Source organism: Halegenticoccus soli (genome assembly GCF_002844195.1).
Taxonomy (GTDB): domain Archaea; phylum Halobacteriota; class Halobacteria; order Halobacteriales; family Haloferacaceae; genus Halegenticoccus; species Halegenticoccus soli.
Genome location: NZ_PEND01000001.1, coordinates 354,648 through 378,994, shown reverse-complemented (window position 1 = coordinate 378,994; position 24,347 = coordinate 354,648). Strand labels below are relative to the sequence as shown.

At 71.4% G+C, this 24,347-nt stretch carries 21 protein-coding genes; 8 read left to right on the top strand and 13 right to left on the bottom strand.

The window, feature by feature from the left end; all coding sequences use genetic code 11:
* Window positions 1–7 precede the first annotated feature (7 nt).
* A complete protein-coding gene (locus CNO20_RS01860) occupies window positions 8–1,411 on the top strand; it encodes a PQQ-binding-like beta-propeller repeat protein (protein WP_101294325.1) in 1,404 nt (467 codons plus the stop codon).
* Window positions 1,412–1,521: 110 nt separating this feature from the next.
* Here CNO20_RS01860 and CNO20_RS01855 read toward each other — a convergent pair whose 3' ends face one another.
* Genes CNO20_RS01855 through CNO20_RS01845 form a run of 3 tightly spaced genes read right to left on the bottom strand, consistent with a single transcriptional unit; the run spans window position 1,522 to window position 5,121 of the window.
* Complete coding sequence (locus CNO20_RS01855) at window positions 1,522–3,213, bottom strand: thiamine pyrophosphate-binding protein (RefSeq protein ID WP_101294324.1); 1,692 nt, start codon at window positions 3,211–3,213, stop codon at window positions 1,522–1,524.
* Window positions 3,214–3,265: 52 nt separating this feature from the next.
* The gene (locus CNO20_RS01850; RefSeq protein WP_101294323.1) at window positions 3,266–4,243 is read right to left on the bottom strand and encodes an LLM class flavin-dependent oxidoreductase; all 978 of its coding nucleotides are present in this window, start codon (window positions 4,241–4,243) and stop codon (window positions 3,266–3,268) included.
* Window positions 4,240–5,121 (bottom strand): alpha/beta fold hydrolase, encoded by an 882-nt coding sequence (locus tag CNO20_RS01845; protein WP_101294322.1) that lies wholly within the window; start codon window positions 5,119–5,121, stop codon window positions 4,240–4,242. Before CNO20_RS01845 ends, CNO20_RS01850 begins: the two co-directional genes overlap by 4 nt.
* A gap of 342 nt (window positions 5,122–5,463) precedes the next feature.
* On the opposite strand from CNO20_RS01845, the gene CNO20_RS01840 reads away from it, so the two are divergent.
* Together CNO20_RS01840 and CNO20_RS01835 are read left to right on the top strand one after the other, a co-directional pair.
* Window positions 5,464–6,480 (top strand): phosphoribosylaminoimidazolesuccinocarboxamide synthase, encoded by a 1,017-nt coding sequence (locus tag CNO20_RS01840; protein ID WP_101294321.1) that lies wholly within the window; start codon window positions 5,464–5,466, stop codon window positions 6,478–6,480.
* Window positions 6,481–6,545: 65 nt separating this feature from the next.
* Window positions 6,546–7,550, top strand: a complete 1,005-nt coding sequence (locus tag CNO20_RS01835) for a lipid II:glycine glycyltransferase FemX (protein ID WP_101294320.1) — start codon at window positions 6,546–6,548, stop codon at window positions 7,548–7,550.
* A gap of 54 nt (window positions 7,551–7,604) precedes the next feature.
* Here the strand turns inward: CNO20_RS01835 and CNO20_RS01830 are convergent, their stop codons facing one another.
* Window positions 7,605–8,603, bottom strand: coding sequence for a formyltetrahydrofolate deformylase (locus tag CNO20_RS01830; RefSeq protein WP_101294319.1), 999 nt, complete (start codon window positions 8,601–8,603; stop codon window positions 7,605–7,607).
* 332 nt (window positions 8,604–8,935) lie between these two features.
* Between CNO20_RS01830 and purS the strand changes: the two genes are divergently transcribed.
* Together purS and purQ are read left to right on the top strand one after the other, a co-directional pair.
* A complete protein-coding gene (gene purS, locus CNO20_RS01825) occupies window positions 8,936–9,190 on the top strand; it encodes a phosphoribosylformylglycinamidine synthase subunit PurS (RefSeq protein ID WP_101294993.1) in 255 nt (84 codons plus the stop codon).
* Between the two features lie 55 nt (window positions 9,191–9,245).
* Window positions 9,246–9,932 carry a phosphoribosylformylglycinamidine synthase I gene (purQ, locus tag CNO20_RS01820; protein ID WP_101294992.1) on the top strand — a complete coding sequence of 229 codons (687 nt, stop codon included), beginning with the start codon at window positions 9,246–9,248 and terminating at the stop codon, window positions 9,930–9,932.
* Between the two features lie 87 nt (window positions 9,933–10,019).
* Here purQ and CNO20_RS01815 read toward each other — a convergent pair whose 3' ends face one another.
* The 7 genes from CNO20_RS01815 to CNO20_RS01790 all read right to left on the bottom strand — a co-directional run bounded on the left by CNO20_RS01815 (window position 10,020) and on the right by CNO20_RS01790 (window position 19,373).
* Window positions 10,020–13,721, bottom strand: coding sequence for a tetratricopeptide repeat protein (locus CNO20_RS01815; RefSeq protein WP_101294318.1), 3,702 nt, complete (start codon window positions 13,719–13,721; stop codon window positions 10,020–10,022).
* Between the two features lie 124 nt (window positions 13,722–13,845).
* Window positions 13,846–13,968: a hypothetical protein gene (locus CNO20_RS24015; RefSeq protein ID WP_269844111.1), complete on the bottom strand. Its 123-nt coding sequence runs from the start codon at window positions 13,966–13,968 to the stop codon at window positions 13,846–13,848.
* Window positions 13,969–14,203: 235 nt separating this feature from the next.
* On the bottom strand, window positions 14,204–15,274 hold the full coding sequence (locus CNO20_RS01810) for an archaeosine biosynthesis radical SAM protein RaSEA (RefSeq protein WP_101294317.1): 1,071 nt from the start codon (window positions 15,272–15,274) through the stop codon (window positions 14,204–14,206).
* 81 nt (window positions 15,275–15,355) lie between these two features.
* A complete protein-coding gene (locus CNO20_RS01805; RefSeq protein WP_233203866.1) occupies window positions 15,356–16,189 on the bottom strand; it encodes an ABC transporter permease in 834 nt (277 codons plus the stop codon).
* Window positions 16,186–17,106 carry an ABC transporter permease gene (locus tag CNO20_RS01800; protein WP_101294316.1) on the bottom strand — a complete coding sequence of 307 codons (921 nt, stop codon included), beginning with the start codon at window positions 17,104–17,106 and terminating at the stop codon, window positions 16,186–16,188. The genes CNO20_RS01805 and CNO20_RS01800 overlap by 4 nt, the downstream gene beginning before the upstream one ends.
* A complete protein-coding gene (locus CNO20_RS01795) occupies window positions 17,106–18,254 on the bottom strand; it encodes an ABC transporter ATP-binding protein (RefSeq protein ID WP_101294315.1) in 1,149 nt (382 codons plus the stop codon). The genes CNO20_RS01800 and CNO20_RS01795 overlap by 1 nt, the downstream gene beginning before the upstream one ends.
* 6 nt (window positions 18,255–18,260) lie before the next feature.
* Entirely contained in the window at window positions 18,261–19,373 is a 1,113-nt protein-coding gene (locus tag CNO20_RS01790) for an ABC transporter substrate-binding protein (protein ID WP_158237352.1), read from the bottom strand.
* Window positions 19,374–19,735: 362 nt separating this feature from the next.
* Between CNO20_RS01790 and CNO20_RS01785 the strand changes: the two genes are divergently transcribed.
* Window positions 19,736–20,995: a M20/M25/M40 family metallo-hydrolase gene (locus tag CNO20_RS01785; protein WP_101294313.1), complete on the top strand. Its 1,260-nt coding sequence runs from the start codon at window positions 19,736–19,738 to the stop codon at window positions 20,993–20,995.
* On the opposite strand, the gene CNO20_RS23635 is transcribed toward CNO20_RS01785, so the two are convergent.
* Window positions 20,937–21,584, bottom strand: a complete 648-nt coding sequence (locus tag CNO20_RS23635) for a hypothetical protein (RefSeq protein WP_101294312.1) — start codon at window positions 21,582–21,584, stop codon at window positions 20,937–20,939. The two genes, CNO20_RS01785 and CNO20_RS23635, sit on opposite strands and share 59 nt — an antisense overlap.
* A gap of 113 nt (window positions 21,585–21,697) precedes the next feature.
* Here CNO20_RS23635 and CNO20_RS01775 point away from each other — a divergent pair, with 113 nt between their 5' ends.
* Entirely contained in the window at window positions 21,698–22,291 is a 594-nt protein-coding gene (locus tag CNO20_RS01775) for an Ig-like domain-containing protein (protein ID WP_101294311.1), read from the top strand.
* A 417-nt stretch (window positions 22,292–22,708) separates the two neighbouring features.
* Window positions 22,709–23,794 (top strand): Ig-like domain-containing protein, encoded by a 1,086-nt coding sequence (locus CNO20_RS01770; RefSeq protein WP_101294310.1) that lies wholly within the window; start codon window positions 22,709–22,711, stop codon window positions 23,792–23,794.
* Here CNO20_RS01770 and CNO20_RS01765 read toward each other — a convergent pair.
* On the bottom strand, window positions 23,769–24,182 hold the full coding sequence (locus CNO20_RS01765) for a VanZ family protein (RefSeq protein WP_143423130.1): 414 nt from the start codon (window positions 24,180–24,182) through the stop codon (window positions 23,769–23,771). The two genes, CNO20_RS01770 and CNO20_RS01765, sit on opposite strands and share 26 nt — an antisense overlap.
* Window positions 24,183–24,347 lie beyond the last annotated feature (165 nt).

The window sequence follows — 24,347 nt, the reverse complement described above, 5'->3', positions numbered from 1 at the left end:
GGTTCGCATGACCGGCCCCTCCCGCAGGACCGTCCTCGGCCGCCTCGGCAGCGCGTTCGCCGTCGCCGCGCTCGCCGGCTGCGCCGAGGAGGACGACCCCGAGCCCTCCCCGACCCGGTCGTCGCCCCCCGACGACCCGACGCGGACGCCGAACGAGACCGCCGAACCGGATCCCCGACCCGACCCGGGAAAGCCCGACCCGGCGAGCCACGAACGGCTCCGGTGGGTCGCCGACGCCGGCGGTCGCGTCGCCCACGCCCCGACGGCGGTCGACGGGACGGTGTACGTTGCGGGGGGCGCGGGGGAAGCGGCGCCGGATGTCGGTCCCGGCGTCCGGCGCCTCAGCGCGCTCGACGAGCAGAAGGGGACCCGACGGTGGACGTTCGATCCGGAACTCCCCCCCGCGTCGTCGCCGGTCGTCTCCCGTGACGCGGTGTTTCTCGTCGGGTACGGCGACGGGGACGGGAGCGCGAACTCGAGCGCGGATTCGAGCCCGCGGTCGAACGCGAACGCGAGCGCGAGCGTGAACGGCGACGGGGCCCCGCGCGTCTTCGCCGTCGAACGCCGCGGCGGGCGGGGGCGCTGGGCGGAGTCGTTCCCGCAGGCGGGCCCGCGGCTGACGCTGCTCGGGACGACGGACGAGACGCTGTTCGTCGGGGGGACCGACGACGACGAGAGCACCGACGAGGAAGTGTACGGGGTGATCTCGGCGGGCGGAAACGTCCGCTGGCGGTGGCCGCTCGGGGACGCCGTCGACGGGACGGTGGCCGACGGCGCGCTGTACGCCGGCACATCCGGCGGGCTGTACGCGCTCAGAGAGCGGTCCGGCGAGGCGCTGTGGGCGAAGCAGGACACCTCGGAGTACTTCGGGGTCGAACCGCTGGTCGTCGACGACCTGCTCGTCGTCCGGCCGGGCGACCTCGTCGCGTTCGACCGCGAGACGGGCGACGAGCGGTGGCGTCACGCGCCGGGCGGCGGCGCGAGCGTCGCCGACCGCGCGCTCGCCGGGGGTCGGCTCCTCGCGGTGACGGACCGCGGAACGCTCCTCTCGCTCGCCCCGAGCGACGGAACGGTTCGGTGGCGGCGGAGCGCCCCCGCGAACGGCGGGGACGTCGTCGCGACCGAGCGGAGCGCGTACGTCCTCGGCGGCGGAACGCTGCTCGCCGTCGACGCCGAAACCGGAACCGAACGGTGGTCGGCGTCGATCGGACCCGGGCGACCCGAGCTGTACGCCGCCGGCGACGTCCCGATCGTCGTCCGGCGCCGGTCGAACTCGGTCGTCGCCTTCGGCGCCGACGGGAGCGAGCGCTGGCGGTTCGAGCCGAACGATTCGGTGGGTGCGGTGGCGACGACGGCGAACGGGGCGTACGTCGGTACCGGCGTCGGCTACCTGTACGCGCTGGATCCCTGAGGCGGGGCGTCCCGGCGACGCCCGGCGCGTCGCCCGCCCCGTCGGCGACGGCGTCACGGGCGGGTCGCGACGACCCGTCGCGACCCGCTACGACCCGCCGCGACGCCCGCTCAGTCGTGGACGAGCACGTCGAGCACGTCCGGCCCCGGGCGCGACAGCGCCTCGCGGACCGCCCCCTCGATCTCCTCGGGCGATTCGATCAGCCGGCCCCGCGCGCCGTGGCTCTCCGCGTTCGCCGGAACGTCGACGGGCGGCTCGAAGTCCATCCCGACGAACTCGTAGTCGTCCTCGTCGCCGCCGAGGAGCGAGAGCGTGTTGTCCTTGAGGATGCGGTAGTTCCGGTTGTCCGGAATCACGACGGTGAGATCGGCGTCGTACCGCGCCGCCGTGTAGAGGGCGTGCGGGTAGTATAGGTACGAGCCGTCGCCGACGAACCCGATCACGTCGCGCGGATCGTCGCGCTGCCCCTCGGCGATGGCCGCGCCGACCGACGCCGGGAGGCCGTACCCGAGGCCGCCGCCCTTGTTCGAGATGAGCCCCTCCGCCTCCATCGGCCAGCGGGTCACGAGCGCGAAGCGCGAGGTGACGCCCTCGTCGACGACGTAGGCGTCGGGCGCGGCCGACCGGATCGCGTCGACGAGTTCCGCCTTCGAGGCGCGCGGGTCGTTCTCGTCGCCGGTTCCGACCGCCGCCAGCCGCTCGTCGGCGGCCTCCTTGGCCGACTTCACCCGTTTGAGCCGCCGCTCGCGCTCGGCGTCGGGCAGACGGTCGGCGACGCGCCCCGCCAGGTCGGCCAGCACCGCGCCGGGATCCCCGAGGACGGCGGCGTCGGCGGGGTGGTTCTTCCCGACCTCCCACGCGTCGTCGGAGACGTGGATGCGGGTCGCATCCGGGGGGACGATCGGGTCGTCGTGGCGTGTCAGCGTCGTGTTCGTCGAACAGCCGGCGAAGAGCAGCGCGTCGGCGTCCATGATCGTCGCGGCGAGATCCTCGTCCGGCGGGACGTACGACACCCACTGGTCGTGGTCCGTCGGGAAGTCCACCTCCGAGGCCATGATCTCGCCGTGGACGCGCAGCCCCGCCGCCTCCGCCAGGTCGACGGCCGCGGCGACGGCGTCCCGTCCGGATCTGGCGACGCCGTCGCCGACGACGAGCACCGGGTCGTCCGCCTCGACGAGCAGGTCGGCCGCGCGGTCGATCTGCTCGGAGTCGCCCCGTCCCGCGGTCGGGATCGGGCCGAGGGGTTCCGGCTCGGCGTCGGTCTCGGCCGTCGTCACGTCGAGCGGGAGCGAGAGGAAGACGGGACCCGTGGGGGGCGTGAGCGCGACGCGGAACGCGCGGCGGAGCATCGTCGGCAGCGCGCGCACGTCGAGCACCTCGTCGCTCCACTTGCAGAACGGCTCGGCCATCGAAACGAGGTCGCCCGAGAGGATCGGCTCCTCGTGGCGGAAATCCGTGCTGTGGTTGCCCGCGGTGACGACCAGCGGCGCGCCGGCGACGCTCGCGCCGTAGAGGTTTCCGAGCCCGTGGGCGAGGCCGGGGGCGATGTGAAGGTTGACGACGCCGACCGGGAGCACGTCCGGGTCGCCGTGGGCGTGGTACCGGCGGGTGCTCGCGTACCCGGCCGCCGCCCCGACGGCGACGTCCTCGTGGAGGGCGAGGACGTATTCGAGGTCGGCGTCCGCGAGCGCGGTCAAAAGCGGGAGCTCCGTCGTCCCCGGGTTGCCGAAGACGTGCGTGACGCCGTACCGTTCGAGGGCGTCGACGAACAGGTCCGCGCCGGTGTAGCTGGAGTCGCTCATCGCCCGGAGTATCGTCCGGGAGGGGCGTCAATCATCTGGTACCCGTCTCCCCTTAGAGGTTTTCGGGGGCGAGTTCCTCCACGGTCCGCTCGCGCAGGTCCCCCGCCTGCATCGGCACGACGACGATCGGCTCGTCGACCGCGTCGAGGGCGGCGATCTCCCGGAGCCGTTCGCGGGCCTCCCCGGGCGTCCCGGCGACGCCCAGCGCGTCGACCATCTCGCCGGTGACGGCGTCGCGGGCGGCCGCCCGGTCGCCGCTCCGCCACGCCTCCGCAACGCGGTCGGCCCCGTCGGGGAACGCCTCCGCGACCGCGCGGCGGTACCCCTCGCCGCTGCCGACGTAGTAGGCGACGTGGCCGCGGACGGCCGCGCGGGCCTCCTCGGGGTCGTCGCTCACCGCCGACGGGACGTAGGGCGCGACGGAGACGTCCCCGGGGTCCCGTCCGGCCTCCCGGGCGGCGTCTGCGACCGTCTCGAACGCCGCGTCGAGGGTCGGAAACGGAACGTTGTGCGGGATCCAGCCGTCGGCGACGCGCCCCGTCATGCGGCGGGCCGCCGGGCCGAGCGCGGCGACGTAGACCGGAACGTCGGCGTCGAGCGCCGGGAAGTCGGCGACCGAGAACAGCTCGCCGTCGTACTCGACGCGGCCCTCGCCGGCCGTGAAGGCCCGGACGAGCTCCGCCGCCTCGTGGATCCGCCGCACCGGCCGGTCGTACTCGGAGCCGTGCAGGTCCTCGATCGCCTTCGGCGTGCTCGCGCCGAGGCCGAGCCTGACGGGACCGTCGGCGACCGAATCGAGCGTCGCGGCCGCGGCGGCGAGCGTCGCCGGGGAGCGGGAGTAGACGTTGACGATGGCCGTTCCGAGCGCCGCCTCCTCGACGCGGTCGGCGACGGCCGCGAGCTGGACGAACGCGTCCGCGCCCCACAGCTCGCCGAGCCAGAGCCCGTCGTAGCCGAGCGCCTCGGCTCGCGCGGCGATGTCGACGGGGGCTTCGCGGGATCCCTCCGGGAGCAGGAGCCCGTGGCTCATCGGGCGCTCCCCCCCGCGGTCCCCGCGCCGCCGACCAGGAACGACCGCAGGCGCTCGCGGTACGCCTCGGGGCGGTCCTCGACGACCCAGTGGTACGCCTCGTCGAGGCCGACGAGCTCGGCGTCTCCGGCGACGCCCCCGGCCAGCCGCTCGGCGTACGAGATCGGCTGGAGGACGTCGTCCGCGCCCCACAGAAGCAGCGTGTCGGCCGCGATCGCGCCGTAGTCGAGTTCGAGCGTCTGGTTCGTGTTCGTCGCCACAGCGTTGCGCGACAGCGAGACGCGGCCCTCCGGCGACCGCCACGGCTCCTTCATCCCCTCGACGAACTCCTCGCGGGGCTCGTCGCCGTACAGGCCGTCCTCGAAGACGAACTCCAGCTTGCCTTCGAGCTCCGCGTCGTTCCACGACTCGACGGTGCCGGGGACGCCGAGGCCGGCAACAAACTCGACGGGCCAGGAGTCGTAACAGACCGCGTTCGAGAGCACGAGGTCGGTCACGACGTCCGGTTCGTGCGACGCGTACCGCAGCGCGATCCCGCCGCCGATGTCGTGGCCGACGAGGGCGACCGTCTCGGCGTCGAGCCCCGCGAGGAGCGCGCTGAGCATCACCTCCTGGGCGCGGATCGAGCGGTCGAACCCGTCCCGCATCTCGGAGTTCCCGTAGCCGAGGAGGTCGGGCGCGATCACGTGCCGCTCGTCGTTCACCGCCCCGACGACGTCGCGCCAGAGGAACGACCACGTGGGGATGCCGTGGAGGAACACCACCGGCGGCCCGCCGTTGTCGCGGCCGGACTCGTGGTAGGCGACTTCCAGTTCGTGTCCGTCGACCGTGACCGTGGTCGACTTCTGCGTTTCGCTCCACTCCTCGGGAGTCGTCATCGGTCCCTCGCCTCCGGGGCGGTCCGCGGGATCGACGCTCGACGGGTGACGGGTAGCATGTGGCAAGGATGGGCGGCCCAGGTGAAGTAATCTCGGGCGGCGGAACGCGGCGTGTCGGAGGCGGTGGGTGGGGTGGCAGCGATCGGCGAGACGGCGCGACGACGCGAACCGACGACCGCGCGCCAACGCGCTCCGCCGACCGTCGGGACGCTACCCGTCCGGACGATCGGCGTCCGGACGCCGCCGTGAGAGGACAAGAACGTGCACAGAGTATTCGGATTCGGAGCACGAACAACGCACGGGAGTGAAAGATTCATACCGCGTCCCGCCGCGCTTCACAGTATGACCAGCGTCAAGGAATTCCTGATCGAGGAGGAGCCGACCGAGACGGAGCTCGGCCGCGGGCGCTTCGTGTTCACCGACGACTACTCCGTGTTCGACTGGGGGAAGATGCCCGACGCGATTCCCCGCAAGGGCGCGAGCCTCTGCACCATGGGCGCGTTCAACTTCGAGCTCCTGGACGTGAACCACGTCCCGACCCACTACCGCGGGGTCGTCGAGGACGGCGAGGTGAAGGAGCTCGGCGAGGCGACCGAGCCGCCGCGGGAGATGGCGATCGACCTCGTACAGGTGCCGAACCTGCGGTACGAGTCGGGGTACGACTACGACGCGTTCTACGACGCGGTGGGGAACAACTACCTGATCCCCCTCGAAATCGTCTTCCGCAACACCGTCCCCGTCGGGTCGAGCCTCAGAGAGCGCGCCGACCCCGCGGACTTCGGACTCGGCTTCGACGAGTGGCCCGCGGAGGCGGTCGATCTCCCCGAGCCGATCGTCGAGTTCTCCACGAAGTTCGAAGAGAAGGACCGCTACCTCGCCCGCGAGGAGGCCGACGAGATCGCCGGTCCGGCGGAGATCGACCGCCTCGAGGAGCTCGCGCTCGCGGTGAACCACATCCTCACCGACCGCGCGGCCCGGGCGGGCCTGGTCCACGAGGACGGCAAGATCGAGTGTCTCTACCACGACGGCGCGATCAAGGTCGCGGACGTGCTCGGCACGTTCGACGAGAACCGCTTCAGCTACGACGGCCAGGAGGTCTCGAAGGAGGTCGTCCGGCAGTACTACAAGTGCGAGCAGCCCGACTGGGTCGAGGCCGTCGCGGCCGCGAAGGACGAGGCCGACGAGCGCGGCGTCGCCGACTGGCGCGACCGCTGCGACGCGGAGCCGATGGGGCTCCCCGACGACGTGATTGCGGCGGTCTCGGACCTGTACGCCGCCGGGGCGAACGCCTACACGGGGAGCGAGTGGTTCGACGCGCCGGACGTCGAAGCCGCCGTCGACGCGGTCCGGAATCTGTAGGGACGCGCGACAGTTTCGGCTGTAAGGAACGAATAACAAACGATCCGCCCGGCGGGAGTTCCGACATGCGAATACAGCGCGTCGGCCTCGGGGAGTGGGCGGAGGTGCTCCCCGATACCGGGTTCGAAGTGTTCCACCGGCCGGAAGCCCTCGAAGTGATCGAACGCCACTCCGATTCCGAACTCGTGCTCCTCGCGGGGTACGAGGGGGATCGGGCCGTGGGTGCGCTGCCCGCCTTCGTCGCGGAGCGGTCGGTCGGCCGCGCGATCTTTTCGCCGCCGCCGCAGTCCGGCATCCAGCGGCTGGGGCCCGTGTTGATGCCGGCGAGCCCGAAACGGCGCAAGCGCGAGCGCGTCAATCGAACGTTCGTCCGAAGCGCGGTGGAGGAGCTCCGGGCCGACTCGCACCTCTCGCTCCTCTGGATGATAGCCGGCGTCGCCTACGACGACCCGCGCCCGCTGGGCTGGCGAGGCCTGCGCGTCAAACCGCGGTTCACCTACGTCCTCGATCTGACGCGCGACGTCGACGAGATCCGGAAGTCGTTCAGCAAGAGCCTGCGCCGGGAGATCCGCGACGCCGAGGACGCCGGCGTCGCCGTCGAGCGCGAGGGACTCGCCGGGGTCGAGCGGATCTACGACGACGTCGCGGACCGCTACGAGGAGCAGGACGTCGACCACCTCAAGTCGAAGCGGTTCGTGACGGAGCTGGTCGACGCGCTCGGGGAGCGGGCGCGATCGTACGTCGCGCGCGGATCCGACGGGGCGTACGTCGGCGGCGTCACGGTGCTGTACTCGAACGACCTCGCGTACTTCTGGCACGGCGGCACCCGGACGAGCTACGAGGGGTCGAGCGTCAACGCGCTGCTGCACTGGCGCATCATCGAGGAGTTCGCCGCGGATCCGCCGGTCGAAACCATCGCCGGCTACGACCTCCTCGGCGCGAACGTCGAGCGCCTGTCCAGGTACAAGGCGAAGTTCGGCGGCGACCTCGTCCCGTACTACCACGTCGAGTCGAACAGTCCCGTGATGGACGCCGCGAAGCAGGGGTACAGGATTCTGCACCGAGCGTGACCCCGGCCGGGGCCCGACGCCTCGGCCGCGCGACGGTCGCAGCCGCGCCGTCGATCAGTCGTCGGACTGCACGGGCGCGTCGGAGTCCGTCTCTTCGACCGCGTCGCTCCCGTTCCGAAGCACGTCCGCCTTGCCGTCGATCGGCCGGTCGGGGTTCGCCCGGTCCGCCTCCTCCGGCATCCCGAGCTGGTAGTCTCCGGCGCCGTCGCGGAGGCTCGTCCGGCCGCGGTGGACCGTCACGTCGTCGTTGAGGTGGAGCTGCACCGCCTCCAGGAGGGCTTCAGCTTCGAGCGGCTGGCCACGGGCCTTGAGCTCGTCGACGCTCGCGTCGTCGGGGACGTTGAACGCCCGCTGAGCGATGATCGGCCCCTGGTCGAGGTCCGTCGTCACGTAGTGGGCGGTGACGCCCGCGATCCGGACGCCCTCCTCCTTGGCCTGCCGGTACGCCGCCGCCCCCGGGAACGCCGGCAGCAGGCTCGGGTGGATGTTGATGATGCGGTCCTCGTAGCGGAAGACGACGTTCGGGCCGAGGATTCGCATGTACCGCGCGAGGACGATGAGGTCCACCTCGTAGTCGTCGAGGAGTTCCAGCAGGGCGTCCTCGTCCGGCGACCCCTTCTCGTCGCCGACGTCGTGGAACGGCACGTCGTAGTGCTCCGCCAGCGGCCGCAGGTAGTCGCGGTTGCCGATGACGACGCCGATGTCGGCGCCGAGGTCGCCGTTGGCCCACGCCTCGAACAGGGCTTCGAGGCAGTGGCTCTCCCTGGTGACGAGCACGGCGATCTGCTTCGTCTCGCGGTCGGCCGGAAAGCGGATCCGGATGTCGACGCCGAGGTCGTCCGCGAGCTCGTCGAGCGCCGCCCGGAGCGTCTCCTCGGTGCAGACCATCTCCGAGGTGTCGGCGTGGAGGGTCATCCGGAAGATCCCCTCCCTGACCGCCTGGTCGAGGTCCTCGATGTTGATTCCGCGTTCGAACAGCAGGGTGGTGACCCGGGCGATGAGTCCGGTCTTGTCGCCTCCGATGACCGTGATCTCGGTTAGCTCGCGCGTCATACCGTCACCTCCGGCTGTTCGGGGCCGAACATGTCCCTCCCTGCGCCGGGGACGCGTATACGCCTTCCGTTCTCCGCAGCATTCAACGATCGATCGGGGGGAATTTCACCGAGCATGAGCGGTAGTCCTCGACTCGCTTTCGGAAAGATAACTCGGATCCTCCTTAATCCCGCGGGCGCGTCTCAACCGGCGAGAGGAGCGGGCGGGCGGCGGCGCACGAGCGGCGACGCACAGACGACGCACGAACCGGCACCCCGCGATCGATACCCACGTTTTTGCACATTCGGTTGCATCCAAAACCCCTATGATGCATGACCGCGCACTCTCGACCGATGACAGCCTACACCGCGACGGTGACGGTGCGCCTGAAGCGCGGGGTACTCGATCCGGAGGCGGAGACGACGAAGCGCGCCCTCGAACGGCTCGGCTTCGAACTCCGCGGGCTCCGCTCGGTCGACCGCTTCGAGATCGACCTCGACGCGGCCGACGGCGGGGCCGCCGAAGAGCGCGCGAGCGAGATGGCGGAGCGGCTCCTGGCGAACCCGACCATCCACGACTACGAGGTCGAGGTCGCCGAGGCGGAATGACGGGGATCGTCGCTCCGCTCGTACCCCCCCGACGACGCCGCGGGAGGTGGTCGCGGTGACGGTCGCCGTCGTGCAGTTCGGCGGGAGCAACTGCGACCGCGACGCGGTCCGGGCGCTCTCGAACCTGGGGATCGACGCCCGCCGCGTCTGGCACGAGGACGGCCTCCCCGCCGACGCGTCGGGGATCGTGCTCCCCGGCGGCTTCTCCTACGGCGACTACCTGCGCGCCGGGGCGATGGCCGCGCGGTCGCCGATCATGGCCGAGGTCCGGGAGGCCGCGGCCGACGGCGCGCCGGTTCTCGGGGTCTGCAACGGCGCGCAGATCGGGTGCGAGTCCGGGCTCACCGACGGGGCGTTCACGACCAACCGGAGCGCCCGCTTCCAGTGCGAGCACGCGACCCTCCGCGTCGAGAACGCGGACACCCCGTGGACCCGCGCCTACGACGAGGGGGAGGTGATCTCCCTCCCCATCGCCCACGGCGAGGGGCGCTTCGAGATCGCGCCCGACCGGTACGAGCGTCTGGAGGCCGAGGACCGGATCCTGTTCCGCTACTGCGACGCCGACGGCGAGGTCACCGAGGCGGCGAACCCGAACGGCTCGACCGGAAACGTCGCGGGCGTGCTCGGCGAGCGCGACACGGTCGCGGTGCTGATGCCTCACCCCGAGCGCGCGACCCTGCCGGACCTCCGCGCCGGAACGGACGGACAGGGGATCCTCTCCGGCTTCCGGGTCGCCGACTGACGCCGCTCGCGCGCCACCGTCGGCGGCGGGTGACTCCGGCGCTGCGACGGTTGGGTCGCGAGACGCTGCTCGCGATACGCGCTCGCGCTACGCCGCTTCGTCGCTCCCGGCGCGCAGCCGCCGCAGCTCCCCTTCGAACGCGTCCGCCTCGTCGTCGAGGGCCGCCTCGCGGGCGAGCGCCAGCGCGTCCTCGCAGCGCTCCGCCGCCGCGGCCGCGCCGTCGAGCCGCTCCGAGACGGCGCACAGCCGCCGCAGCGCGGAGAGCGCGTCCCGCGCCGCGCCGATCTCCCGGTAGATCGCGCCCGCCGCGTCGAACTGCTCTCGGGCGCCGACGAGGTCGCCCCCGTCGCGGCGGAGCGCGCCGAGTTCGACCCGCGCGTCGGCTTCCGCGTGCCTGTACCCCTTCTCGCGGCAGATGTCGAGGCTCCGTTCGAGGTGGCGTCGTGCCTCCTCGCGGTTCCCGAGGCCCCGGGCGGCCGCGCCGCGCACCCTGAGCGCGTCGGCGACCCCCCGATCGGTCACGTCGCCCCTGAGCGCGAGACACGCCTCGGCGTGTCGCTCGGCCGCGGCCGGATCGCCGGCGTCGCAGGCGAGGCCGCCGAGGAGGGCGAGCGCCTGCGCCTCCCCCCGGTCGTCGCCGATCTCCCGGTAGATCGCGAGCGACTCCTCGGCGCGGGCCCGGCCGGTCGCCGTCTCGCCGCGCTCCCGGGCGAGTTCGCCGCGCAGCCGGAGCGAGTCAGCCTCGCCGTGGGCGTCGCCGATCCGCCGCCGGACGTCGAGGCTGCGTGCGGCGTACTCGGCCGCCGTTTCCAGGTTCCCGCGCCGACGTTCGATCTGGCCGAGCAGGAAGAGGCCGTTCGCCTCGCCGTGGGCGTCGCCGATCTCCCGCCAGATGTCGAGACTGCGCGTCGCGCGGGTCGCGGCCGCGTCGTACTCCCCGCGGTCGCGGGCGATGACGCCGAGGTTCGTCAGGCCGCTCGCCTCGCCGCTCGCGTCCCCGAGTTCGTGTCTCGCGTCGAGGCTCCGGCGCAGGTACGTCTCGGCCGCGCCGATCTCCCCGCGGACCAGGGCCACGATGCCGAGGTTGTTGAGGCAGTTCGCCTCGCCGCGGCGGTCGCCGAGGTCGCGCTTGACGTCGAGGCTCCGCGAGAAGTACCGCTCCGCCCCGTCGAGGTCGCCGCGGGACCAGGCGACCGCGCCGAGGTGGTTGAGACAGTCCGCCTCGCCCTGCGTGTCGTCGATCTCGCGGGAGCGGTCGAGGCTCCGGCGCGCGTACGCCTCCGCGCGGTCGAGGTTCCCCCGTCGCCGGGCGAGCGCGCCGAGCGACCGCAGCCCCCACGCGTCGAGTTCCGCCGCGGTCGACGCGGATACGCCGGGCGGCGGCCCCCCGGACACGGTCTCGCGGAGGCGCTCGAACTCGTGTTCCGCCCTGTCGAAGTAGCCGCCGTCGAGGCACATCCGACCGCGCCACTTCGTGCAGCGCACCGACAGGTCGGGCGAGCAGGTCGCCGGGAGTTCGATGTGCGAGTACCCGCTCTTTCCGAAAAGCGGGGCGAGTCCCGGGTGCTCCCGGCCGAAGGCGAACAGGCGCTCGACGATCCGGTCGGCCCACTCCCGCGGGGACGCCGCGATCTCGGCCACGCGCGGGGCGTCGCCTTCGAACTCCCAGTCGATCCGCTCGCGCCGCTCCGCGTCGTCCGCGAGCGACAGGAGCGCCGTGACGCACCGCCCGAACCGCGCCTGCGCCGCCGGGAGCGACTCCCGCTCGAACAGCGTCGTCAGAAAGGTCGTCGACCACGACTCGTGGACGGTCCGGTACCTCGGCCGCCCGCCCTCGGACGGGCCGTCGCGCCCGAAGAGGACGCTGCCTTCCAGGAGGGAGAGGGCGGCGCGAACCGCGCCGTGGTCGTCGTCGACCGCGTGAATCAGTTCGGGGTGGACGCCGACGCCGGTCGCGTTGAGGAGGTTGACGAGAACGCCCACGTCCATCGCGAGGTCGCCCTCCCCGTCGGCGTCGCGGAGGAGCGCGAGGGTCCGCCGGATGTCCGCCAGGAGCGACGTGGAGGTGTTCGAGTCGTACCCGGCGAGGGGATCGGCGAACAGCGAGAGCCGGTGGAGCAACAACAGCAGTTCGTCGGGGCGGGCCTCGGCGGCCGAGTCGGCGCTCGACCCCGTGCGGATCTCGCGCAGCAGGTGCTCGGCCGTCGCGTCGACGGCGCGGCCCGTGGTCTCCTCGAACCGGCGGACGAGCCGCCGACACTCCGTCTCGTCGATCCCCGGCACCCGGACGAGTTCGACGTCGTCGGTCCGGTAGACCTCGACGCCCGCGTCGATCGGCAGGCTCTCCGGATCCCGCCACTCCCCGTCCCGCGCGTCGAACAGGAACGTGACGTCCGACCGCCCCCGGAACGCCGTCGCGAGCCAGAGCGCCGCGTTCGCCTCGCTCCTGACGGCGTCCTCCACGACGACGAGGGCGTGCCCCTCCGCCCGCCGGAGGTGCGCCCGCAGCACCGCCTCGTTCGTGAACGCCGTGCCGTCGCCGCCGGCGCGGTAGAACACCGCGCCGCGGCCCTCGCGGTACCAGCGGCAGGCGACCGACTTGCAGACCGTGCTCTTGCCGGAACCGGGGGGACCGACGACGACGTGGTCGACGCCGTCCCCCAGCCGATCGAGCAGGTCGTCCGTGAGGTTCCGCCGCTCGCCGCCGCGTTCGTACTCGCGGTCGATGGCGTACCCCGCGCCGACTTCGACGAGGTCGAACCCGGTTCGCCAGCACGTCGCCGGCTCCGCGGGTCGTCGCCCCTCGAAGTACGTCTCCGAGAGCCGGACGAAGCCCTCCGATTCGAGCGCGACCCGTTCGAACTCCCCGTCGGGGACGCCGAGGCGGCCCGCCGCCGGGGGCGACCGATCCGCGTCCCGCGCCGCGGCGATCCCGCGGAAGAAATCGGGACCGCCGTCCCACTCCGTGGCGGCGGAGCCTCCGTCGACGGTCGGATCGATCCGACCGGTCACGTCCGTCGCGTCGGCGCGGACGCGGTCGTACAACGACTCGGCCCACCGGACCGCGGCGTCCGTGCCGTTCCCGAGCGCGCCGCTGACCGTCCGATCGCCGTCGTGGACGACGACGAGGGCCGTCCGGTCGCCGTCCCGCTCGACGAGAAAGAGCGCGAACGGCGGCGTTTCGGGCGAGAACGCCGCTTCGCCGTCGTTCTCGGCGATCGCCGCGACCGTGCCGGCGAGCCGGGGGCGGTACCGCGTGAACAGCGCGGGATCGGCGACCAGTTCCGTCGGGATTTCGCCCTCCCCGATCCGGGCCCGGGAGACGTCGAGCAACCGCGGATCGAGCCCGTCGGGGGCGACGATTCGAAGCCCGTCCGCGTCCCCGACGCGCCGGTGGACGTAGTCGAGCACGCCGTCGACCGTCGAGTCGTCGACGCTCCGGACGTCGGCCCCGAGGAGCATCGCGGCGTCGACGGGCGCGCCGGCGGGGAGCGACGCGAGCACCGGATTCGCGTCGAGCACGTCGGCGACGTCGCCGACGTACTCGCGGTGGCGGTCCGCGATCAGCTCGCCGGCGAGTGTCGTCTCGTAGCCGCCGTCGACGCGGCGGACGAGGTCGGCGAGTTCGAGTTCGCGGACGGCGCGGTCGACGGTCGACCGCGAGCAGTCGAGTTCGTCGACCAGCTCGCGCTTTTCGAGCCGGGACGACCCGAGCCGTTCGAGAAAGCCCAGCCGCTTCGTGACGAGTCGAACGAGCGCCGCGTGATCTTCCGCCGCCTTCCTGCGCATTTTTTCACCCGAACCGTCGTGTTCGTATCTCGGACTGTGCGGGAGAGTGTAATAAATGGTCGGCCGCCGCCTGCGCGTCGCTCCCCGCGGGCGCGACCGGAAGCCTCCGCGGTCGCCGCCCGCGCTACGTCGGGATCCAGACCGCCGCGTCCGTCGCGATCCATCCCTCCGGGTTGCCGTCCTCCCGGATCTCGAACCACCCGTCGGTGCAGTAGAGCGCCGTGAACCGTCCGTCGTTCTCGTCCATCTCCGTCTCCTTGCGGCCGGGTGCGCCGGTCGCCGTGCTGTCGGACGGGCGCTTCCAGTTTCGTTACGAGCCGCTTACGGCCGCACGATCGGTCGGTAATGGCCGCAAAACGGGGGACGAACGATCGGTAGGGCGCGCGAAACGGGAAACGGGAACAGGGATCGGTGAACGAAAAGCGGAACACGGAGGGGTCAGGGCGCGAAAGCGGGGGAGACGCGCGCCGGCGTGAGTTCGATTATCGGGCGAGCGGCATCCCGTAGCTCGTCTCCTCGTCCATGACGACCCGCCACGTCGCCTCGCAGTCGCAGGAGACCTGTTCGAACACCGTCGGGTCCTGCCGGAGGTCGAAGTCCTTGATCGCCGTCTGGACGCGGTCGTCGCACTCGCCGCAGTTGTGCGGGCCGCGGTCGGAGCCGTGGCCCACGGGATCGGAGACGACGATGGCGTCGACGTCGGCGGTGTCGCGCAGCACCTCGGCGACGGACCACAGCCACGGCGGGCGGTAGCCGCCGCGGAAGTGCAGCTCGTCGACCATCGTGTACCGCTGGACGTTGCAGGGGTTCATCGACACCGTGTGGGCGTACTCGGCGCAGCGGCGGATCGACCGCTTCATGTCCTCGACGGCCTCCGGCTCCGAGAGGAACGGCGGCTTCATGAGCAGGTACGCCTTGATGCCCGCTCCCGCCGCGTCCGCCTCCTCGCTCGCGGCGACGAAGTCCTCGAAGTCGAAGTACTTGTTCACGCAGTCGCGGCGGACGCGGTCCGTCGCGGTTTCGAGGCCGACCGCCACGTCCGTCTCCAGGCCGACGCCGGTGAAGTCCGCCAGCTTCTCGCGGGAGACGAAATCGGGGAGGGACTCGACGACGATGCGGTCGCGGTCGGCGAACGTCTCGGCGACGGCCCGCCGCGTCTCGGCGGGCACCTCGCGCTCGTCGAGGAACGATCCGGAGGTGTAGATCTTGATCAGCCCGGACTCCTCGTCGGCGTTCTCCTCCTCGTGGTCGAGGCAGACCTCGATCTGGTCCGAAAGCGCCTCGTGGCTGACGCTGCCGCCCTCGACGGACTCGGCGACGTACCCGCACATCGTACAGCCGCCGGCGCGGGCCCACCGGCAGCCGCCGGTGTTGAGGATGATCGTGAGCGACTGGTACACCCCGTCCGGGGTGTTGTCCTCGTCGATCCAGACGCGCGTCGGCTCGTGGGGGTCGTAGCGTTTCTCCTTCTGCGCGCGGATCTCGCGCATCACCTTGTTGTGCGCGTCCATCCCGCGCCCGCGCTCGTACACTTCGGGGCTCGGCTCGCTCATTGGAGGGACGTATCGGGTCGGCGGGTAAAGCGGCTTCGTCTGCGAGGTGGGGCGCGAGGCCGCGGCGGGTCGGGCGGTACGCTACCGCCGGGCCAGCAGCTCAACCCGCGTGAGCGACACCGCGACGAGCACCATGGAGACCGCGACGAGCAGGAACACGACGCTGATGACGTTCACCTCGGGGGTGACGTTGTACCGGATCTGGTCCCAGATGTAGACGGGCAGCGTCGACTGCCCCGACCCCTTCACGAAGTAGGTGAAGACGAACTCGTTGAACGAGATCGTGAAGGCGAGCAGCCCGCCGGCGAGAATCCCGGGAAACACGTTCGGCAGGGTGACCTGGACGAACGTTTCGAGTTCGTCGGCTCCGAGGTCCTTCGAGGCCTCTTCGAGCCGCCGATCGAAGGTGAGGAAGGTCGGCAGGATGACGAGCGTGGCGAACGGGATCGTCCGGACGACGTGCGCGACGACGACCGACCAGTAGCCCGAGCCGAGGTTGATCGTGCCGAAGAACAGCACCAGCGCGACGCCCGTGACCACCAGCGGAACGACGATGGGGAGCGTGGCGAGTAACTGTAGCAGACCCTTTCCCGGGAATTCGAACCGGTCCACCGCGTACGCGATGAGCGTCGACAGCGCGACAGTCACCGCCGTCGCGACGGTGCTTATCTTGAGGGTCAACGCGATGGCGCGACGCGCGGTGTCGTTCGAGAGGAACGCGCCGTACCACCGGAGCGTGAGCTCCTCCGGCGGGAACGAGAGGACGCCCCCCTCCGCGAACGACATGAGGACCAGCACCCCGATCGGGAGCCAGAGGAACGCGAACACCGCGACCATGACGACGCGCGCCAGACGGCTCCCGTGGCGCTGGACGAGCCGTTCGAGCGGGCGTAGCGCGCCGTCGAGGGCGTTCACGGTCCGTCACCCCCGGCGAAGAGGGTGCCGCCGCCGCGCGCCCCGAACAGGAGCACCGCCACGACGACCGCCGAGATGATCATCCCGATCGCCGCGCCGAACGGGTAGTTGAAGGCGGACTTGAACTGGTTCTCGATGACCATGCCGATCATGATGCTGTTCGTCCCGCCGAGCAGCCGCGGGGTGATGAACGACCCGAACGTCGGGATGAACACGAGGATGATCCCCGTGACGACCCCGTTCGCCGTCGTCGGCAGCGTGACCGTGAAGAAGGCCTTGATGGGACCGGCACCGAGGTCCTTGGCGGCCTCGATGAGGTCCGGATCCATGTTCGAGAGCGAGGCGTAGAACGGTAGCACGGCGAGCGGGAGCCAGACGTAGGTGAAGCCGATGAGCACGGCCTCCTGGGAGTACAGCAGCCCGACCGGTCCGTCCACGACGCGCAGCAGCACGAGCGTCGAATCGAGAACGCCGCCGCTCTGGAGGATGTTGATCCAGGCGTACATGCGGATGATGTAGCTCGTCCAGAACGGCAGGATGACGAGGAGGAGGAGCAGCGTCGTCCGCCGGGAGAACCGGACGATGCTGTAGGCGAGCGCGTAGCCGACGACGGTCACGATCGCGGTGACCTCGACGGTGACGAGGAGCGTCCGCCAGAGGACCGTGCGGTAGGTGTCCGACGCGAGGAAGTTCGCGTAGTTGTCGAGCGTGAACGGGCCGGTGATGCTTCCGAGTCGAAACGAAATGACGAGCATCGTCAGCACTGGGAGCGCGAAGAACAGCACCAGGACCGCGTAGGGCGGGCCGGCGACGAGCGACGTTCGGAGCCGCCGGCGGTCCCGGAGGTACGTCACGAGGGCCCGCACCCGCCGGTTCCTCCCCGTCGATCGTTCCTCCGTCGACGCGGCCTCGGCCATCAGGCTCCCTCCGGACGCGCCCGGTCCGATTCGGAGGCCGATCGCTCCGCGGTCGCGTCGGTCGATTCGGACTCCGCGTCGGACTCCCCCGCCGGGAACAGGTGCGCGTCCGCCGCGTCCCAGGTGACCGCGACCTCGTCGCCGACGGCGTGCCCCCGCTCGCGGGCGTTCACGGTGAGGGGGCCCCACTCCGTTTCGACGGTGTAGACGATGTCACTTCCCTGGTAGCTCCGCGTTCGGACGGTTCCCCTCGTCGCGAACGACCGCGCGTCCCCGACGGCGTCCAGCAGACGGACCTCGTGCGGCCGGACGCAGACGTCGATTCGGTCACCGGGCTGCCACCGGCCGTCCGTCCGGGCGCGCAGGTTCGTCGCCGTCCCGGCGTCGAGCGTGAGATGCTCCCCGTCGCGTTCGACGACCGTCGCGGAGATCGCGTTGACGTCGCCGATGAAGTCCGCGACGAACGCGGTCGCCGGCTCGTCGTACAGCTCCTCGACGGGGCCGACCTGCTCGATCCGGCCGTCGTTGAGGACGATGAGTCGGTCGGAGACCGACAGCGCGACTTCCTGATCGTGGGTCACGTACAGGAACGTGATGCCGGTCTCCGCCTGGATGCGCTGAAGCTCCGACTGCATATGCTGGCGCAGCTTGCGGTCGAGCGACGACAGCGGCTCGTCGAAGAGGACCAGGGCGGGTTCGTTCACCAGCGCCCGGGCGAGTGCGACGCGCTGCTGCTCGCCGCCGGAGAGTTCGTCCGGATTCCTGTCGCCGTACCCTTCGAGGTGGACCATCTCCAGCATCGCCGCGGTGCGGTCCTTCCGTTCGCCCTTCGGGACGCCGGACTGCTTCAGCCCGTAACCGATGTTCTCCGCGACCGTGAGGTGGGGGAAAAGCGCCAGGTTCTGAAACACCATGTTCAGGTCGCGCTCGAACGGCGGCACGCCGACGAGGCTGTTCCCGTCGAGCGTCATCGACCCCGCCGTGGGCGCTTCGAACCCGGCCACCATCCGGAGGATCGTCGACTTCCCGGAGCCGCTCGGCCCGAGAATCGAGACGAACTCCCCGTCCTCGATGTCGAACGAAGCGCCGTCGACCGCGGTCAGGTCTCCGAACCGCTTTGTGAGATTGGAAACGGTGAGCAGCGACATCGATGACTAGGCGGCCTTGACCGCGGTCCAGATCTCGTCGTACTTCGAGCGGACTTCGTCGGAGAGGGTCGCCGAGAAGACCAGGTTCCAGCTGTCTGGCCACTCGGTGAACGTTCGGTCCTCCTCGGAGAGCTCGCTGCCGATGTCCACGGCGGGCATGTACCCCATCGTCTCGAACAGCTTCGTCGCGTGCTTCTTCTCCGAAGCCCAGTTCGTGAACTGGAGGCTGGCGATCGGGTTCGGCGCGCCCTTGGGGATGACGAACAGGTCGCTCGTGTACATCGCCCCCTCGTCGGGCGCGGTGTAGTTGACCGGCGCGCCCTCGCCGAACCGGGCGGTGTACGTCCGCCCCATGGTGAGCGGGCCGGCGACGGCCTCCTCGTTGACGAACAGGCTCATCCCCTGCTGGTAGTCGCCCCAGTAGGTCTTGAGCAGGGGCTTCTGCTGTTTGAGCACCTCCTCGATCTCGCCGAAATCGTCGGGCTCGATGGGGTCCTGACCGGTGTACAGCGCCGCGATCTGACACGAAACCGTGCTGTTGTCCCACATCACGATCCTGTCCTTGTGCGCCTCGTCCCAGAGGACGTCCCACGAGCGCGGTTCCTCGTCGAAGTACTCCTCGTTGTACGTCAGGGGGTACAGCACCAGCGATTCGGGGACGGCGTACGTTTTACCGTCCTTCTGGTAGGAGCTGACGTCCTTGACGCGGTCCGTGATGTTCTCCCACGCCGGCATGATGTCCACGGGTAGTTCGTGGAGGAAGTCGTTCTCGATGGATCGCTCGACCCAGTTCGTCGTCGCGGCGATGTTGTCGATCTCGCTGTTCCCCGACTGGAGCTTCGCGTACCACTGGTCCGGCGAGGAGTAGCCGCTGTTCGTGACGGTGACGCCGAACTCGTTGCCGAACTCCTCTTTGGCGTACTCGGCCCAGTCGTCGTACCAGTTCCACAGGTTGAGGTTCCCTTCGAGGTCCTCCGGCGGCCACTCCGTGACGTCCGTCGGAGCCCGCGAAGAGCCGCCGCTCCCGCCGCCGAGGCAGCCGGCCGTACCGGTGAGCCCGGCCGCGCTCAGCCCGGCGGTCGCCTTGAGCACGTTCCGTCGATTGATATCGAGTGTCACGGGGACTCTTTCAAGTAGTGTGATAAATAACTTCCTCAAATCCGTCGGCGTTCGAGACTCGTCCTTCGCGGTCGTTTCGACGCCGTTCGGGAGGTACTGTTCAGCTCAGAGGGTTGGAGTCGACAGCGAGACAGAGACCTCCTCGAACGCCCCCGCCGTCTCGACTCGGGCGACTCGCTGCGGTCCTCGGACGCCATCCTGCGGTCCTTTCGTCGTCGGCCGTCGTCGAGACGGCGGTCCCGGTCACTCCCACCCCGCGTCGGGTGTCCGGCCTGCAATCGCCTATCTGAACACTGCCGTTCGGGAGGACGGCACGTTTATTATGCCGTTGGGCGGATCAGGGGACAGAGATTCTGCCACTGATGTCATTCACCGACCGATACGAGGACGAGCTCCGGGAGTTCGTCGAGTCGTTGCTGCGGTTCGACACGACGGCGTGTGACGAACGACCGGCCCAGGAGTGGTTCGCCGAGCGGCTGGAGGGGCTCGGGTTCGAGACGTTCGTCTGGACCGCCGATCCCGAACGGCTCGCGGAGCACCCGTCGTTCCCGGCCGACCTGGCGGACGAGGCGATCGTCGACCGACCCAGCGTCGGCGGGGTGCTGGAGTTCGGCGATCCGGAGGCGGGCCCGACGCTCGTCCTGAACGGCCACGTCGACGTCGTCCCGGCCGACCGCGAGCTGTGGACGAGCGACCCGTTCGAGCCGACCTGGCGGGGGGACGACCTCGTCGCCCGCGGCGCGGCCGACATGAAGTGCGGCACCGCCGTCGGCGTCTTCGCCGCGCGCCACCTGAAGGACACCGCCGAGGGGCTCGACGGGAGGATCGTCGTCGAGAGCGTCGCCGGCGAGGAGGACGGCGGCGTCGGCGCGGCCGCGGCGGCGATGGACAACCCGTACCCTTTCGAGCGCGACGCCGCCGTCGTCACCGAGCCGACCGAACTCCGCCCCGTGATCGCGACCGAGGGGAGCGTCATGAAGCGCCTCCGCCTCACCGGTCGATCGGCCCACGCGGCCCGAGCCTGGCGGGGGGAGTCGGTGCTCCCGCACTTCGAGCGCGTCCGCGCGGCGTTCGCGGACCTGGAGGCCGAGCGGGCCGAACGGGTCACGCACCCGCTGTACGAGCGCTTCGACAACCCCTGGCCGATCAACGTCGGCACCGTGGAGGCCGGATCGTGGGCGTCGAGCGTCCCGTCGTCGCTCGTCGCCGAACTCCGGCTGGGGGTCGCGCCGGGGGAGACGGTCGACGAGGTGGAGGCGGAGTTCGCCCGCGCGCTCGACGCCGTCGTCGACGCGAGCGAGTGGCTCTCGGCGCACCCGCCCGCGTTCGAGCGGTTCTCGGTGCAGTTCGAAGCCGCCGAGATCGCGCCCGACGAGCCGATCGTCGCCGCCCTGCGCGAGGCGATGGCCGACCGCGGGTTGTCCGACTCCGAACCCAGGGGCGAGACGTACGGGGCCGACTCCAGGCACTACGTCGCCGCCGGCATTCCGACGGTGGTGTTCGGCCCCGGCTCCGTCGACCAGGCGCACTTTCCGGACGAGACGATCGCCTGGTCGGAGGTCCTCACCGCCGGGGAGGTACTCGCGGAGACCGGCCGTCGGTTCCTGCGGTCCGAGAGCTGAAAGGTGCGGGACGTGCCGATTCGGTCGGCGCGATCTTTTTCTCGTCCGGGAGAAACGAACGTCCATGCGCCGTCGCGCCCTGCTGGCCGCCGCGACAGTCGGCCTCGCCGGCTGTTCGACGCGAATGCTCGACGGGGAGAGGGAAGCGACCGGAACGCCGACCGCGACCCCGGAACCCGTCTCCCTGCCGTACCGCTCGGACGACCCGGACGAAAATATCGATCGGCCGCTCGGGCTCTCCGTGCACAACGCGACCGACCGCGAGCGATACGTGACCGTCGCGGTCGAGACCGAGGACGGGCGGACGATCCTCTACGACAACGGAACCGTCGAGGCGGGCGAAGAGCGGACCTACGGGGGGCTCGTCGCGAAGATCGGGCTGTACCCCGTCGTCGTTGACACCGACAGCGGGGCGCGCCGGGCCTTCCAGTGGGTCGTCGGTCCCGAGTCGCGCCCGCTTTTCGTCGGGATCGACGACGAGATCCACGTCGAACAGCACGTCCTCTGCGATCCGGCGTGTCGGCCGATCCGGGCGTCCGGCGGGGCCGTCGAACTGCCGTTCGAGGACGGGGCGGACGGTCGGCGACACGGCACGTCCGGGGTCGTGTTCGCGAACCGCGCCGAAGCGCCGCGGTCGGTCGCCCTCGCCGTCCGCACCGGCAAGCGGACGCTCGTCGACTACCGCTACGAGGTGCCCCCGAGGTGCGCCTCGCCGTCCCGGTCGCCCGGGCCGAGGCGACGTTCGACCTCTCGGTGGCGTACGGCGGCGACGAGCGGGACTACGAGTGGCACGTTCCCGAGGAGGGCGTGCTGTTTTTCGACGTCGGAACGGACGAGGTTCGCCCGACGTGCGACGGGTCCCGGGGACGCGCCGACCGCCCCCGGATCGAGGCCGTCGGCAACCGCGACGACCGCGAACACCGCCTGCGGGTGCGAGTCGACGTCGACGGGGAGGTCGCGGTCGAGCGGGCGTTCGGCCTTCCGCCGCGGACGACCCGCTCTCCGGACGTCCGCCTCCCCCGCTCGGGCGGCCGCTACCGCGTCGCCGCCGAACTCGACGCGGGCGAGCGCGTCACCGGCGACTGGACGCTGTGTCCCCCGCCCGACCCCCTCCGCTTTTCCGTCGAGCCGAACGGCACGCTCGTGCTCGGCTCGGGTGGGGCCCGGATCGCGTCGAAGGCGTCGAACGCGTCGGAGATAGAGCCGGGTCCGTCGACGCGGACCGCGTCGGCGGAATCGACGGAAGCGAGCGCGAAGGCGGAGACGCCCGCGGGGGAACCGACGGCCGGCGGGTGATCGGCGGGCGGCGGAGGGAGCGGCGGTTCGGTGGGCAGCGGATCACCGCGCCGGCGGTGTGACGGGCGAGAGATCGTCGCGCCGGCGGCTTGACTGTCGAGGGGCCGGCGCGAGGATCGTCGACGTCGGGACCGGGACGCGGGGCACTGTTCAGAGACGGATACCGCCGGCGGTTTCGTGGAGTCGCTCAGCCGTCAGCCTGGTGGATTGAAAGGGCGGGGGCGGGTCGGCGACCCCCGGCGACGCAAGCACGTGAGCGACCGCCGGGAGCGACCGCGCGCAGCGAGCCGCGGGAGTCGACCCGGCCGGGGGCTTTCTGGTGGTCCCTGGCGGAACTCCTCGCGGCAACCGCGTATCTGAACGCTACCGGGACGCCGGCCTGCAAGGTTCATGCGGCTTCGGGTGATACTATCTCGCATGAACCGTCGACGGCTGCTCGCGCTCGCCGTCCTCGGCGGGCTTGCCGGGTGCGGAGCGGCGTCGAGGGAGTCGCGATCGCCCGCCGGCGGACGGCAGACGGAGGGGGGACAGTCGCCGAAGACGGCCGGACCGTACCGGGGCGGCGGCGAACCGCTCCGGCGGGCGCACGGGGTCGTCCTCCGGAACGTCGGACCCGACGAGCGGTACGTCACCGTCGCCGTGGACGACGGGGACAGCCCCGTGTTCGTCGACAGCCTCGCGCTCGACCGGGGAGAGAGCGCCGAGTACCCCTCGCTCGTCGGGACCGCGGGCGAGTACCGGGTCGTCGTCGAGAGCGTCAGGTCGGGTCGACACGAGGGGCCGCGCGAGGAGTACGCGTGGCGCGTCGGGGGGGCGCTGAGCGACCTCGAAATCGCCGTCGGCGCGGGCGTCCGGTTCGTCCCCGTCGTCCGCTGCCAGCCGGACTGTCCGCCGGTCTCGCGGGGCGGACGGGCGGTCGGATTCCCGACGGAAGCCGAGACGGCGTCGGTGCGGTACCAGCCGACGCTCCGCGTCGAAAACCGCGATTCGGTCCCGCGATCGGTCCGGCTCCGCGTCGACGGACCCGAGCACCGCCTCCGGTACCGGTACGACCTGCCCGCGGGGGCGAGGCTCGTCCTGCCGGTGGGAGAGCGCCGCGGCGCGGCGACCGTCGCGGCCGAGAGCGGCGGCGATCGGGCGCGGGGCAGGTGGTGCGAGGTCGACACGGAGCTTTTCGTCACGGTTCGGCGCGGCCGGATCGACGTCGGTTGCGGCGGCGACCACGCGGTCGGCGTCCTAGTGAACGACGACGACCGGCCGCACGCGCTCGCGGTGCGGTTCGAAACGGGCGGGGCGACCGCCGTCCGCCGGTACCGCCTCGGTCCGGGCGAGTCGCGCCGCGATCCGACGCTGTTTCGCCGGTCGGGTCCGTACACGCTGTCGCTCGGGACGGCGGCCGGCCCGGAGACCGTCTACCGCTGGATGACCTGCCCGCCGGTGGGTCCGGTGTGGATCGTGATCGCGCCCGGCGGGAGGGTCACGGCCGACCTCGCCGTGCCCTGACGAGCGTCCGGCGGACGGCCGGCACCGCCCGATCGACGAGGGTCGCGCCGACGACGGCGCCGACGCCGTTGGCGACGACGTCCGCCGCGTCGACCCGCCGCGCCGGGACGAACGCCTGGACCGCTTCGACGGCGACGCCGTAGCAGAGGGCGGCCAGCGCCGCCAGGAGGGCGGCACGCGGTCCGCGGCCGGATCCGGCGGCGGCGATCGCCGCCGCGAGCGCGCCGTAGCCGAGCGCGTGAAGCCACTTGTCCAGTCCGACGAGCCCGAGGGGACCGCCGGTCGCCGCGCCGGCGGGGGATGAGATAACCGACGCGACGAGGAGTCCGACGGCGAGACAGCCCACGACGACCCAACGAAGGCGGTTCCGCGCGGCGCGATGGAACACGTCCCGCACCGGTCCCGCGGGAAGGATAAAGGCTCCGAGATCGATCTGAGAAGGACGCCCGGGAGGGACGGTCGGTGAGTGACGGCCGGCGACGTCGCCGCCGGGCGGAGCGTCTCCCCGCCGTCCGGGCGTTCCGGGCGCGTAACCGAATCCCGTTACGTCGAC